Consider the following 15,451-nt stretch of genomic DNA (forward strand, 5'->3'; position numbering starts at 1 on the left):
TCTTTATGTCAAGTATATTGTCTTTTCAAAAAATTAGAAAAATCTCTAAAAGTATGGTAATTAAAACGCCAATATGTATTGTATAATTAATTTTATGTAAATACAAATATCTTTTAAATCAACTATTTTATAGATTTGATCTAAAAATTTTTTTAAAAAAAAGAAGGGAATGAAATACAAAATGAATAATTCGTTAAAAAAGGGCTCATTTAAGTTTTTATTGTATTCAAATACGATTCTCATGGGGGCAGTAACTCCCATTCGTTCGTTGTCTGTTTTTGCTGAGCAGATTACATCTTCAGCAGAAGTTGCAGTTCAACGAAATTATGCGAATACACTGGTTGAATATCAGGATGCAAGAAATGAGTATGAAACAGCTAAAGTAACATATGATCAGGCTCTTGCAGATTACAATGGATTGAAGGATACAGCAGATGCTACATATGCTGTGGCACAACAATTGAAAACTGAATTAGAGACATTGAAAGCAGAGTATCAAGATCAAGCAGCTGTTTTTGAAACTGCAGCTCAAAATTATAATGCTGTAAGAGAAATTTATGAAACAAACAAAGCCGAGTATGAAGCAACAGTAACTGATTACAATACAGCAAAAGCTGATTATGAAGCTGAACAGCTTATTTACCAAGAGATGAAATCTGCTTTTATCGCTAAACAAAATAAGTATTTTACATCCCTTTCTGAATATGAAACATTAAATAATGATGTTGAAACAAAAAAGATTGCGTATGAATCACTACGCATGGAATATGAAAGCAAGCGTACTGAATATGAAGAGTCTGCTAAGGCTTATGAAGAGGTTCAGGCTGCTTATAATGATGCGAAACTTGCTTACCATACTCAGTTGACAGATTACAATGAGGGGAAATTTTCTTATGAAACATTACTGAATGAATATACTAATAAGAAAGATAGTTATGCTGTCTCAGCAACAGTTTTTAATCAGGCTGCAGAGATGTATGCGGGGATAAAAGCAGAGTTAGAGGCTGCTAAAATAGCTTATGTTGGAGAAAAAGCACAATATGATCAGGAGCTCAGCAAATATAATATTCTGTTAGAGGAGTACAATACAAAGAAAGATGAATATTTAACTAAAAAGACGGCATATGAAACGCGTTTGGCTAAATTAACTGCTTTAATCAGCGGTTATGAAAAGCAACTTGCTGCATATAATCAGATTAAGGATGACTATTTAACGACCAAACAGACCTATGAAGCTTCAAAAATAAGTTATGAAACATTGTCTGCTCAATTAACTGAATTAGCTAGTCAATACGAAAACGAGCGAACGGCTTATGAAGTTGAAAAAACAGCTTTTGAAGAAAAGACAGTTGTTTATCAGACTGCTAAAACAGCCTATGATCAGCAAAGGGCATTTCATAATACACAACTCGAAGCTTATGAAAATGAGCTGAAAGCTTACAACGAGAAACGAATTGCAGCAGAAGAACTTCTTGCTCAATATGAAGAAGGAACGGCAGAGTATCAATCTGCTTTAGAAACATACAATGAAAATAATAATCGCTATAATGAAATTAATATAAAGTATCAGGAAGTTAAAGCTCAGGCTGATCAATTAAGTGTTGAATTCAAAGAAGCACAAACAGTTTATCAAACAGCGTCTGTTGATTATCAAACAACTACTACTTCCTATCAAGCAGTTAAACAACAGTATGATACTTTAGCAGCTCAACTGGAGCAGGCCAAAGGTGACTATCAGGAGTTGGAAAGAGATTATCAGTTTTTAAGCAGTAAATATGCTGAAGGAATGGCGGTTTATACAGAAACAGAAACAGCTTATCAAAAAACTTTGACAGAATCAGATGAAGTAAGAGCTGAATATATGGAGTTAAATAATTCTTATGATCTTGTTTTAGCAGAATTTATCAACGGTTCAGCAATTTACGAAGCGACGGAAGAAAAGTATATTGCTGCAAAAGCTTTCTATGATGCTGTCAATCAGCAATATGAAGCAGCCCGATCAGAATACGACCGTTTATTGTTAGAGCAGCAGTCTCTTAAGGATGAACTGACTCAACTTCAAACAGAACTTTCTCAGCTAGAAGCAATTTATAACAGTCTTGGTATTTTAATGGTCACTGTTCAAACTCAATACAGCGAATTGGAAGCGCAATATAATGAAGCAAAAGCTGCGTATCAGGAAGTAACTGCGCAGTTGACAGCTTTGGAGCCAGAATATACCGCTGTATCTGCAGCCTATATATCTGCTCAGGAAGCCATCGCAGATGTTGCAGCTGTTTATCAGCTTCGTGAAAATGAGTACACAGCTTTAGCAGCTTCATATGTTGAATTGAACGAAAAATATAATCAAGCTTATGCTCTTTACCAAACTGCTTTAGGTAAACTTAGCGATGCTCAGAATGAGAAAGTATTCCATGAAGCAGAGTATGGAGTAGTACAGGGAGAGTATGATGATTTACAGATGGAGTTCTCTGCGTTGGAAATTAAGTATAATGAAGTGAATCAGGCATATACAAATGCTTTTGAAGCTCATAATACAGCTCAAAGCGCTTATATTGAAGCAAAAGATAAATTACTGGAACTTACAGACAAATTTACAGAGGCAAACACAAAATATCAAGCTATGTTAGTAAAATATACAACTGCAAAAGAGGAATATGATGAAGTACAGAGATTATATGATGTAGTTGAAAGTGCGTATCAAGTTGCATTAAGTGCTGAACAAAAAATTAGTACTGCTGTGACAAATATGAACTCTGTAATGAATAATTTTCCTTCCATTACACAGGAAAATCTTGTCAATATTGCAGCTGAGATTGAGGTATGGCAAGTTGATTATGCAAATGCAAAAGTTGAATTAACTGAGGCTTTAGACTCTTGGTCAGATATTCAAGCATACCAGACTGCAAGCGATGACTATAACAATAAGTTAGGAAATTCATCAAGTCCTGTTTATACTCCGGAGTCGTTTAGTGATGAGCTGGCTGACTATATTAATGAGGCTGGCACAGCGATGACAAATAATATTAAGAATGCTGAAATCTATCAACAATATTATCAGGCATATGCTGATTATCAAGAGGCGTTTACAAAATATACAGAAGGATGGGGAGAAAAAAATCCTTATAATAATGATTTAGATGATTGGGTGGCAGTAATCAATGTTCCAGTCAGTCAGAATTATAGTTTAATTGGCTTAACTGATGAAATATTGTTGGAGATGGAAGATACTCCGGAAAATCGTCAGTTGCTTATAGATACTTACGAGACTTTTTCAAATGATCAAGTGACGGAATTTGAAAAACTTGCAGACTATTTGAGGGAGGTTTCAGCTGAATGGCAATTGGCCAAAATAGCGTTAGCTGATGCTATTGAAGTATTTAATAATGCAACTCAAAACAGTGTAATAATGGGTGAGGAGACTGATCCGCTTCCAACGAACGCCAATAATATCCTAAAAAGAGTAAGATCAACAATAGAAAATAATTTGGATGAATTTGGAGACTATGCTACTATTTCGAAAAAAACTTCTATATACGTATGGATTCATTCACTTGGGAATTTTGTTGCCTATACAAGGTATTTAAGCGGTCAAGATGTAGAAGATCCAATTTCGGAAATTCCTCCTATGGTAATTGAAACACTTGGAGCAGAACCAGGACCTTTGGCATTGATACCGGTTGAACCCACTGAGGAGGAACTTCCAGAACTGCTTGCTGCACCAATAGAACCAGAAGTACTCAATGAGCCAGAAGCAGTTTCACCTGTTGCAGAATACGAGATTCCTGCAATTGAAGCACCGTCATTAGTTTCAGAAATGACAATTAATGATAACCTCACTGGCATTACTCAGGCAACTCTTACAGAAGCTCGTGCTTCCGCACCAACTGATTCTGTTGTTGAGCCAGGTGTATCTCAACCAGTAACGGATGTGGAATGGGACAGTGAAGAAGCAGTGGCTTCTATCACTCCTGAAGCTCCTTCCGAACTAAATGATTTGGAGGAGGTAACAGCTCCTGAACCTATAGAGGTACCTGAAGTGATTGAAGAAGTACCTGCTGTAGAAGAGCCGATCATTCCAGAAGTCACAGCTCCAGAAATAGTAGAAGAAGCTGCGGCTCCAGTGGAACAGCCAGTCGAGATTACTGAACCAACAGAACCAACAGTGATCGAAGCACCCATGTCAGGAGAAGTACCGTCCGCACCTATTACTTTGACTGCACCTGTGGAAAAAGCACAGCCTGTTTATACAAATACTGTAAGTATTGCAGCTGAGCCTGAAAATCAACTTTCAACCACTCGTTCTAAAAGAAGGTTACCAAATACAGGAACAGAAGACTCTACAGCCGGACAAAGTGCCGGAATGCTTATGACCGGCTTGGCTGGTTCCCTTATGTTCTGGAAGAGAAGAAAAAGAAGGCATGTGAAATAAAGTAATCGATTATTCAAAGTGATTCTTTCTAAAATAAATAGGTGTGGTTTTGACGGTAATTACCAAAATCACACTTATTTTTTAATTCATTCTGTTGTCTGTCTCTGAGTAAGGTTGTTACCAGTCAAAAAGGACTGCATAGCTAAGTGCAATAATCTCCCGGGCATACATTCTCGCTGTAACAGAGGATTCAGATTTGGCAGGTAATCCGCTTAGTTCCTCAATTCCTAAGCGGTTTGCCAGGAGTTTAGAGCGATAGATATGGAAATCACTAGTTACAATTACGGTTTTTCCCAAGTCTCTTTTTTCCAGCGCATTGGTAATATTCTCTTTTGTTCGGGTGGATTGATCTTCGCGAATGATTCTTGATGAGCTGACACCGTTGGCAATCAGATAGCCTGCCATAACATTTGCCTCGGAATCTGGTTCATCGGAACCTTGTCCGCCGCAAACGATGATAACCGCCTGAGGATTTTCGTCAATATAGCTGATTGCTGTATTTAGGCGTTCTTTCAGCACTGTGCTGGGATAAGCAGTTTCTTTACTCTGACCTCGTACTTGTGCTCCCAGAATAAGGATTGTATCCGGCTCAGCTGCTGGTATTTCTTTTGTGCCCTTTAAAATCAGAAAAAATATGGAGCCAATATATATGCTGCACAAAATAACAATAACTGCTAGTACTTTTTTAATTTTTTCATTCATTCCCCTCTTTGCTGCTAGTCATTATACCCCGTTACTTTGGCAGGCAGGGTAGGCTTTGTTAATCATTGAATTAAATAATTTGACTTTTGTAATGATAGTCTGACGTTATTAAGTGTAAACGAGAAAGTACGAAAAGGTCTTGTTTTCACTGCACTTTAAATAATTTTTAAACTCATTAATTAATTCTTGAGGTTCGATGGGAAATACTCTATTTTCTCAGGCAAATTAATAGAAATCACTTGTTGAATCCTATATGATTAAAGATATATATAATGAATTAAAAAAAATAAAAGTGATAAATTGATGTATTTTCCAAATTTATTCATAAAATAACTGAATAAAGTCTACGATCCTTCGAGATTATATGGTAGAATAGAAAAATGTATAGTTCTAGAGATAATTGATTTATCAAGAGTGAAATAACTGGGAATTTTGACCATAAAATCAAATGATAAAAAAAGGAAGTTTGTTAAAATGAATGAAAAAAATATCACTACTCGTTCGGAAAGAAATAAACAAAATAAGCCAGTTAAAGAGACAAAGCAGGCTGATCCGGATAAACCGATAAAAAAAGGCACAGCTAAAAATAAGACAATAGCTATCCCTCTTGTTACTGCTGTAACTTTATTTACGCTGGTTTTAGTGGTAGGATATGTATTTTTTCAGTCTCACTTTTTACCAACTGCAGAAGCAAATGGTGTGAAAATAGGCTGGTTAAATGTAAGTGCTGCTGAGGAAAAATTGAAAAGTTTGAATACTGATGCCGGAGATATCGTGATTGAGACTGCTGATGGACAAAAACAGACAATCCAAATTCCTGAAAAATATGCGGTTACAAAAGAATATTTGAATGAAAATATTGGAAGCCAGTCAATTGAACTGCCTTTGAATGAGTCATTTAAGACAGAACTGGAAGCTAAACTGAACGAGTTGACATTTGCTGAAGGAACGCCAAGCAAAGATGCACGAATTGAGCGTTTGGATACTGGCTTCCAAATTGTTCCTGAAGAAAATGGAACGGTCATTGATAAAGAGAGTCTTATGAATAAAATAATTTCTGACGTAGAGAAAAATACCGGCAACTATATTTATAATGTAGCTGATTTTTATCAGAAACCGGCTGTACTGCAGGACAATGAAGACTTGAAGAAGCAATTAACTGCTCTCACGCAAAAAGAGAATAAGAAAATAACTGTTGCTGTCAGCGATAAAACAGTAGAGATTCCGAAAGAAACATTGCAAAGCTTCATCAATGATGAAGGTCAAGTTGATACAGGTGTTGTTGAAATCTGGTTAAATCAGATCAGTTTGGAGTATTCTGCTGTCAGTCAGCCAATCACATTTACCAATGTGCATGGTGAAACGAGACAATATAAAAATAATGGCAGCTATGGCTGGTCATTGAATGTTGCTGAAACGATCCCTTTAGTTGTTCAGGCATTAGATAGTGCTAATTTGGAAGAAACAGTTACTGCTGTGATTGACGGAGATGTTAATCAGTCATCGGTTGTTAATCAGACATATATAGAAATTGATCTAAATAATCAGATGATGTATTATTTTGAAAATGGCGTAAAAACTTTGGAGACTCCTGTTATTACTGGACGCTATCATAAAGGAACTGCAACTGTACCGGGTTTCCACACGATTCTTTACAAGGATACAAATACAAGCCTTAAAGGTCAGATGCTGGATGGTTCAAGTTATGATGTTCCTGTAAGCTATTGGATGCCGTTACTGAGCTATGGCGGAGTTGTTACACAAATTGGTATACACGATGCAGATTATAAATTGGAACATTTTGGAAATAAAGAAGCTTACAAAACAACCTTGGGAAGTAATGGCTGTATTAATACACCGGGAAATGTAATGGCTCCATTATTTGCCGCTTCTTATCCGGGAATGCCTGTTATTATTTACGGTACTATCTATGATGATGCTCCAGGTGAATTCGACAAGCCGGTTGATTATGGTACACCGGTTTAAAAATAACGAAAATAGTTAAGAGCTTTTGAGGTTTTCAGCTTCAGAAGCTCTTTTTAGTTAATTTTTTGTATTCTTGGAAGACTTTTGTTGGGCAGAAATCGTTGAATAAAAAGCTTCTGAAAAGAAGACTAATTTTTATTCTCACGAAGGGCTTGCTTTTTTATTTGAGAAGTGATTAAATGGGTACATAACATGATTGAAGAAAAAGACAACTGAACTTGAGATGCAGTCTTACAGAGAGGAAAAACACAGCTGAAAGTTTTCCGGATATGCGCAGGGGATGACCACTTTTGAAACCTTTGTTGAAGCAGAGGCGGTTGTACCGTTACCACATTTAAGGAACAGGGTTTTTTACTTTGTTTAAAATTAGGTGGAACCACGAAATATTCGTCCTAGTATCTAACATAGATACTGGGGCTTTTTTATTTAGTGACGGGACTAAGAAGTTGGAGAAGCATTCTGAATCAAGTTTTTCTTAATTATCCTGATAGCTGATATAATATGAAATGTATAAAATCAGTAAATTTAAAAGGATCATTAAGCAGAAAAAAATTCAATCAGCGATGAAGGAGGAATATCTACCATGTTAATCAAAATCACTTTTCCAGATGGTGCAGTCAAAGAGTTTGAGGCTGGTATCACTACACTGGATATTGCTAAAGGAATAAGCAGCAGTCTGGCTAAAAAAGCGTTAGCTGGAAAATTTAATGGAGAACTGATCGATTTGGAGCGGTCGATTGAAGAAGATGGGGTCATTGAAATTGTTACTCCAGATCACGAAGAGGCTCTAGGAATTTTGCGTCATTCAACTGCTCACCTGATGGCCAATGCTCTGCGCCGCCTATTTCCATCCATTAAATTTGGGGTGGGTCCTGCTATTGAATCAGGATTTTACTATGATACTGATAACGGGGAAAGTCCTGTGACAGCCGAAGATTTGCCGGCTATTGAAGCTGAAATGATGAAAATTGTCAAAGAGAATAACCCCATCGTCCGTAAAGTAGTTACAAAAGAAGAAGCACTTGATTTGTTTGCTGATGATCCGTATAAAGTTGAGCTGATCAGTGAGCTTTCGGCTGATGAAGTGATTACGGTCTATGATCAAGGAGATTTTGTAGATCTATGTCGAGGAGTTCATGTTCCGTCAACAGGTCGGATTCAGGTCTTTAAACTGTTGTCTGTAGCTGGTGCATATTGGCGCGGAAACTCTGACAATCAGATGATGCAGAGAATATATGGTACAGCATTCTTTGACAAAAAAGATTTAAAAGAATTTATCAAAATGCGTGAGGAAGCGAAAGAACGTGACCACCGAAAGCTTGGGAAAGAGTTGGAGTTGTTCATGATTTCTCAGGAAGTAGGCTCCGGTCTGCCATTCTGGTTACCTAAAGGTGCAACAATCCGCCGTACAATTGAACGCTACATTACAGATAAAGAAATTAGTCTAGGCTATCAGCATGTCTATACACCAATTATGGCTGATGTGAATTTGTATAAAACTTCAGGCCACTGGGATCATTATCATGAAGATATGTTCCCGCCAATGGATATGGGAGATGGAGAAATGCTTGTTTTGCGTCCAATGAACTGTCCGCACCATATGATGGTCTACAAAAATGATATTCATAGTTACCGTGAATTGCCGATTCGTATTGCAGAGCTTGGAATGATGCACCGTTATGAAAAATCAGGAGCACTTTCCGGGCTGCAGAGGGTGCGGGAAATGACACTGAATGATGGTCATACTTTTGTTCGACCGGATCAAATTAAAGAAGAATTCAAACGGACACTTGAATTAATGGTGGCAGTTTATGAAGACTTCAATATTACTGATTATCGCTTCCGTCTAAGTTATCGTGATCCGAATAATACTGATAAATATTTCGATGACGATGCAATGTGGGAGAAAGCTCAGACTATGTTGAAAGCAGCAATGGATGAAATGGAGCTGGAATATTTTGAAGCAGACGGAGAAGCAGCATTCTATGGTCCGAAGCTGGATGTTCAGGTAAAAACAGCTTTGGGAATGGAAGAAACACTTTCGACTATTCAATTGGACTTCCTGCTTCCTGAACGGTTTGATCTGACATATGTTGGGGAAGACGGAGAAAATACACATCGTCCAGTTGTCATTCACCGTGGGATCGTTTCAACAATGGAACGTTTTGTTGCTTACCTGACAGAAGTTTACAAGGGAGCTTTCCCAACTTGGCTGGCACCTATCCAGGCGACAATCATCCCTGTCTCTGTAGAAGCTCATTCAGAGTATGCTTATGACTTGAAAGAACGCTTGCAGGCTGAAGGCTTGCGGGTTGAGGTTGATGATCGCAATGAGAAAATGGGATATAAAATTCGTGCCTCTCAAACACAAAAAATCCCTTATCAAGTAGTTATTGGTGATAAAGAAGTAGAGGATGCGACTGTTAATATTCGTCGTTACGGAAGTAAAGAGACAACTGTGGAAGACACAAATATTTTTGTTGAAAGTATGGCAGCTGAAGTGAAAAACTTTAGTAGATAGACTGAGGGTGTGATCGTTCTTTGCTTGTCTCAGGCTGTCAGTTCTGCTTACGCAGTAATAAGTTAGCAGGATGGTATACAACGCTCTGATGAGGATAAATTTGTCAGAATTTATTCTATATCACTAGTGTTGCATGAAACGTTGAATGTTTCATGCAACACTAGTGATTTTTGATATATTTAATATAATTTGTGTAATTTAAACGAGTCTTATAAAATACTTTTCTCAGCACTTGATCAAGTTTCAACAGGAAAGATGAAGTTGTTTGTTTCTCATAATAATAATTGATTTTCAGAAGAAATTTTTAAATATTTGCTTACGATGCTTATTACCACTATTAATTTTAGATATTTTTGGTTAGAATAAGAAAGCAGGACTTTTTGAGTATTGAAAGGAAACTACTATGAAAAATATGAATTTCTTAGATAAATGGAAAAAGAATCAGGAAGAACCAAGTACATATAAAGCAAGGAAATCACATATTCCCTTTCGATTGAACTTTTTATTTTTTATTATTTTTGGTTTGTTTGTTTCATTGATTGTTCGTTTGGGCTATCTTCAAATTGTTGAAGGAGCAGATTATGAGGAGCGAATCAGTCAGATTTCCAATCTTGAAGTGGAGAGCGCATCTCCCAGAGGGGAAATTTATGATGTGAATGGAACTGCTTTGGTAAGCAATAAATCAAATTTGGCAATTACGTATACACGAGGGAAGAATGTTCAGGCAGAGGATATTTTGGAAATTGCCAATCGTGTTAATGAGTTGATCAATGTTCCGGCAGAGGAACTGACAGAAAGAGATAAAAAGGACTACTGGCTTGCAAATAGTGAAAATCTAAAAGCAGCACAGGATCGTTTGACGGATAAGGATAAAACTGACGAGAAGGGCAATACCATTACAAATGAAAGTACCTTGTATTCTCTGACTGTAGATAAAGTAACAGAGGAAGAAATCAATTTTGATGAGTATACGCTTCAAGCAGCAACGATATTCAAAAAAATGAACTCTGTTCTTGAATTGAACACAACCTTTATTAAGAATGACGGAGTTACAGAAGACGAAATCGCAGTAATTGGAGAACATGTGGCTCAAATTCCCGGCGTATCCACAGGCATGGACTGGACAAGAGAATATCCTCAGGGTGATTTGTTGAGAACGATATTAGGAACTGTCTCCACTGAGAAATCCGGTTTGCCGGCAGAAGAAGTGGAAGAGTACCTGGCAAAGGGATATGCTCGAAATGATCGTGTGGGCACCAGCTATTTGGAAAAACAATATGAATCTGTTCTTCAGGGGACGAAATCGAAGTCTCAGCTGGTTGTTGACAATAATGGCAAAGTCACCAGTCAGACACTTGTTTCTGAAGGAGAGAAGGGACAAAATCTGAAGCTGACGATTGATTCAAAATTTCAAACCAAAGTGGAAGAGGTTGTTAAAGCACAGTATGAACAATTGCTGCAAACTGGAAAGGCACCTTATTCTGATGGAGTCTATGTTGCAGTGACTAATCCTAAAACAGGGGCAGTTCTGGCAATGGTGGGTTATAATCGTGATCTCATTACGAATGCATTAACTCCAGATCCTCTGTCAATAATTAACAAAGCTTTTGAACCGGGATCAGTTGTCAAAGGGGCTACTATTTCAGCCGGGTATGAAGCGGGTATTATCAATGGGAACGAATCGTTCATTGATGAGCCGTTTCAAATTGGGGGAAGTAATCTGAAATCATCTAACTTTAACCCGGTATTGGGCAATAGGATAGAGGTAACCGCAGAGCAGGCTCTGGAGTATTCATCCAACGTTTATATGATGCAGCTGGTTCTTAGAATGTTGGGAACAGAATATAGTTATAATATGACTGTTCCATATACAGAAGGAGATTCACGAGTATTTGATATTTTGAGAACAACCTATGCTGAATATGGAATGGGCGTCTCAACAGGTATTGATTTGCCTGGGGAATCTACGGGACTTGTACCAAGTAATTTTGATGATCCTGATTATGCACCTAGTGCAGGTAATTTACTGGATTTGTCTTTTGGTCAGTATGATAACTATACTGCATTGCAGCTGGCTCAGTATGTAGGGACGATTGCGAATGACGGAAAACGGATGAAGGCTCATATTGTTGACGGTATTTATGATAATAATTCTGATGGCACTATCGGAGAGCTTGTAGAAAAGATTGAGCCTGAAGTGTTGAATGAAGTGAATATATCAGCTGAGCAGATGGATTTGATTCAAAGAGGATTCCATCAGGTTGTGTATGGAACCAGCGGATTCACTACAGGGAGATATATGGCTGAAGCAGCACTTGAAATGGGAGCGAAAACAGGGACTGCAGAGGCTTTTTATAGAGATGAAGATGGGACAGTACACAGCGACTTAATCAATAGTAATGTTGTTGCCTATGCTCCTTATGATGATCCTGAAATTGCCATCAGCGTAATTTTGCCGCGACTAAACAATGATACTGAAAATTACAAGGCAAATCAGTATGTTGTTAATGCAATTGTTAATGCGTATGCTGAAATGTATAAACAATGATTTTGTAAAGGAGTTTCACTTTACAAAATCTGTAAAAAGGCTGGTAATTGAAAAGTAAACATGATATGATATTTGAGGCTAAGAATTATCTTAGATATCAATGAATCAAGTATAGGAGGGAAAGAAATGCGCGTAAACATCACATTAGAATGTACTTCTTGTAAAGAACGCAACTACCTTACAAGCAAAAATAAACGTAACACTCCAGATCGTTTGGAGAAACAAAAATACTGCCCGCGTGAAAGAAAAGTTACTTTACACCGCGAGACTAAGTAAGAAATTTATTTGTGAGCTAGAACTCTTGTGCGATAAGGGTTCTAGCTTTTTTATTTTGCTTATAAATCATATTTAACTACGTGGCTAACTACAATCAAAAGTTCATATACTGTGTATGCCGTTCAATTGCAGTGCTTAGTTTCTTCTCAGATACATGCGTATATGTGTTCATGGTGATTGCAATATCGATATGTTCAAGTATTTCTTGAACTTCTTTTGAATCAGATCCGGAGTCATACATGAGACTTGCAAAAGTATGTCTGAATCCATGGCAACCTGATTAATTTTATCTGGGGAGGAGCAGTGGCTGAGCTTGCTGCCAGAGCACGGGGAAAAGACAAAGAAAAACGGCAATCGAAATCTTTCAACAGCTTTTTGATTGCCATTTTTCTTTTTTGATTATTTTAGGACTACTTTTGTCACAACACCCCTTTATTTTGTTCATATAAAATTTAGAACTATAAAAAATAGGCTATGTGACAGCAAATAGAGAGTATAAACTAAAACAATCATATTATTTAGATTCAATTTTTTAAATTTATTGAAGTGAATCTTTTGAATGGTTATGAAAAGCATTAGCAATACAATAAAAGGGACTGCATTTTTTTTTATATCAAACAATATATTCAGAAATGGAGAAAGCGTAGATATCTGTACTCTTGGTAAAGCAGGATACAGAAAGATTGCTAGATAAATATGAAAATAAAGATTGTCTCTTTTCTCTGTCATAATAACGCCCCCTGTCTAATAGACCAATCTGTGCTGTTCTTCAACACTATTATGCTTAGTAGATACAGTTCGTATATATCTATTACTGTATTTGTCGTATAGATCATATTGAGCTGTATACGATACATTTCTACGGAAAACATTATATCTTCTGCTAACAGTTACTCCCCACTGGCTAACTGCAAAATTAACTGTATGTGAATAATACCATCCAGAAGTCACGCGATAATTAGTTGTTCGATGATTTTTAGCAATATAACCTCCAGTTCTTGAAGAAATTTCTGGCCCAGAAAATGCAGACAATTCTGGCGTAGAATATTCTGCAGCCAAAGCTGTTCCCGCCGGTGCTAGGGATGTCAAAATGACTCCTAAACTAAAACAAGTTACCATTTTCACAAAATACTTTTTCATAATAACCTCCCTAAATCTATATTTTTGTTTCCAAATTAAAGCTAGCATGAGTTTCTCTATTAGTCAATATATCGTTGTTACTTCATGTTGTTGATAATTACGTTAAACGCTTTCATATAGTGTTCAAAATTTGAAAAATATTAATAAAAATAAGAAAGTTCATTCTTTTTGAAAATTTTTAATTATTTGTATTTTGGTCGAATTGTTACGGTTGTTAAAAATTAGTATTTATTGTGGAATAGTTGTAAAAAATAGAGAGCCCGTTTTACTTGAAGAGTAGCGGACAATTATCATCTCGTAGCGCCTATTTTTGACCTTGAAACCATTGATAAATATTCTGATGTATTTACTAATAAAATCCCATTATCTGATTCAATCTGGCTATTATCTACTTTTATTTTTAATGCCAGCTTATTCACTGAAAGTATCTCCCCTCTAATCTTCCTTGGTAGAATTTCTTCAACGGGTGCAGGTGTTTCAGCTTGTTCATTTTGTTTTTCATTCTTCGTACAACTTACCCTAAATCCCCAAATAACCAAAATTAATAATACAAAAAATTTTTTTTAATGATACCAACTCTTCTATCATTGCTTTTGATCTGGAAATAAAAGTTATCACAGGGTACATCTTTTGGTAAAGGACATTCATGTCTTTTAGCGATATTAGTTTTTAAATAGAAAAGAACCGTGAACAGCGCCGTAGCTTATGAGAAATTTTCTTTGTCATTTTGAATGCCATCAGTAAAATACTTGTTGATAGTCCATGACAGATGATTAGTAAATTTTATTTTTGCTAGTATAAAATACTGTTTAATTTGATGATATCTAGCGACCGAAATACCGCGAAACTAAATAAGTTTATTATTTATCGGCTCAATCCCTTTCCGCACATAGGATTGATTACATAACAACTTATTTAACTACGATTAATGGTTCATATATTGAGTATGACGTTCAATGACTCACTTTTTTGTTATTGTGAGGGGACATTTTCCGATCGTTATGATTTTGTATTCCCAGAAGAGTTCCGTCTTTACGTTTTTCTTTTTGAATGCTAACGTAAGTCATAAAATTTTTTCCTCCCCTGTTCAATTCGTCCACCTTGCCATAAACGGGAGCGATGTCCAAGTAAAGAGTAATGCGCTTTATTAACGTAAAGAATATACTTTGCCGAGGGCTATTGGTTAGTGTACCGAAAGATTGTTCCTCTCAATCGACACCAGCCAATGATCAAAAAATAAGCAAGCAATTTTTACAACTGTAGAAATTACCCACCTATTTTTTTAATAAAAACCCGATCTATTCATCATGAAAATCCTTCTATCACCAAAACAACTTAGTTAGTTTTGCTATAGATTAAATTGTTAACGTTTTCTGTTTTTAGAAAATGTTTCCTCTTTTACCATACTCTATAATTTTGAGCAAATTTGTGTTCTAAGGTGAGCCAATTAGAATTGCTGGTCGTTCCTAGGTGAGTCCATCCACTTGCAGCATATCCATTCTGAACATTAATAGTTCCGTAGATATACCCATGTAGGTTAGGAGCCCAATTCCCTGTTAATCTAGTTTGATACTGATGGAAATATCTCAATACTGTGGTAACATAAGCTCTGGTTTTTGGGTTGATAGACTGACTGCCAATTTCTGTTTGCAGTTCTATTAAAGCATCATGCTGAATAACTTCTTCAGCATTAACTGATGAAACAAACAACAAACTGCTTCCCAACAAAATTGTTACAATAAAGCCATAAATAAGATTCTTTTTCATTTTTTAAACCTCCAACTATATGTTTTTTTGTTAATTCATGATAACATATTATTATCAATAATAAAAGTTTTGTTAATTT

At 36.4% G+C, this 15,451-nt stretch carries 9 protein-coding genes and 1 pseudogene; 5 read left to right on the forward strand and 5 right to left on the reverse strand.

Annotated features, from left to right (window positions below; all coding sequences use genetic code 11):
- The first annotated feature begins 181 nt into the window (after positions 1-181).
- The gene (locus tag LI951_RS08890) at positions 182-4,432 is read left to right on the forward strand and encodes an LPXTG cell wall anchor domain-containing protein (protein ID WP_229441904.1); all 4,251 of its coding nucleotides are present in this window, start codon (positions 182-184) and stop codon (positions 4,430-4,432) included.
- Positions 4,433-4,549: 117 nt separating this feature from the next.
- Here the strand turns inward: LI951_RS08890 and LI951_RS08895 are convergent, their stop codons facing one another.
- The gene (locus LI951_RS08895; protein WP_229441905.1) at positions 4,550-5,134 is read right to left on the reverse strand and encodes a YdcF family protein; all 585 of its coding nucleotides are present in this window, start codon (positions 5,132-5,134) and stop codon (positions 4,550-4,552) included.
- 474 nt (positions 5,135-5,608) lie between these two features.
- Here LI951_RS08895 and LI951_RS08900 point away from each other — a divergent pair, with 474 nt between their 5' ends.
- The 4 genes from LI951_RS08900 (at position 5,609) to rpmG (ending at position 12,465) form a co-directional block, all read left to right on the forward strand.
- Positions 5,609-7,120, forward strand: a complete 1,512-nt coding sequence (locus tag LI951_RS08900; protein WP_229441906.1) for a L,D-transpeptidase family protein — start codon at positions 5,609-5,611, stop codon at positions 7,118-7,120.
- A 583-nt stretch (positions 7,121-7,703) separates the two neighbouring features.
- Complete coding sequence (gene thrS / locus LI951_RS08905) at positions 7,704-9,641, forward strand: threonine--tRNA ligase (protein WP_229441907.1); 1,938 nt, start codon at positions 7,704-7,706, stop codon at positions 9,639-9,641.
- 403 nt (positions 9,642-10,044) lie between these two features.
- The gene (locus LI951_RS08910) at positions 10,045-12,189 is read left to right on the forward strand and encodes a penicillin-binding transpeptidase domain-containing protein (protein ID WP_202068788.1); all 2,145 of its coding nucleotides are present in this window, start codon (positions 10,045-10,047) and stop codon (positions 12,187-12,189) included.
- Between the two features lie 126 nt (positions 12,190-12,315).
- Positions 12,316-12,465: a 50S ribosomal protein L33 gene (gene rpmG, locus LI951_RS08915; RefSeq protein ID WP_202068787.1), complete on the forward strand. Its 150-nt coding sequence runs from the start codon at positions 12,316-12,318 to the stop codon at positions 12,463-12,465.
- Positions 12,466-12,559: 94 nt separating this feature from the next.
- Here the strand turns inward: rpmG and LI951_RS15395 are convergent.
- The 4 genes and pseudogenes from LI951_RS15395 to LI951_RS08925 form a co-directional block, all read right to left on the reverse strand.
- A pseudogene (locus tag LI951_RS15395) lies at positions 12,560-12,724 on the reverse strand (tyrosine-type recombinase/integrase); the annotation flags it as partial.
- Positions 12,725-13,209: 485 nt separating this feature from the next.
- Complete coding sequence (locus LI951_RS08920; protein ID WP_202068782.1) at positions 13,210-13,605, reverse strand: hypothetical protein; 396 nt, start codon at positions 13,603-13,605, stop codon at positions 13,210-13,212.
- Positions 13,606-13,895: 290 nt separating this feature from the next.
- Positions 13,896-14,024 (reverse strand): hypothetical protein, encoded by a 129-nt coding sequence (locus LI951_RS15100; protein ID WP_267491503.1) that lies wholly within the window; start codon positions 14,022-14,024, stop codon positions 13,896-13,898.
- A 979-nt stretch (positions 14,025-15,003) separates the two neighbouring features.
- A complete protein-coding gene (locus LI951_RS08925; RefSeq protein ID WP_229441908.1) occupies positions 15,004-15,372 on the reverse strand; it encodes a hypothetical protein in 369 nt (122 codons plus the stop codon).
- Between the last annotated feature and the right edge of the window lie 79 nt (positions 15,373-15,451).

It is taken from the genome of Enterococcus sp. BWT-B8 (assembly GCF_020567625.1).
In the GTDB taxonomy this organism is placed as follows: Bacteria; Bacillota; Bacilli; order Lactobacillales; family Enterococcaceae; genus Enterococcus_L.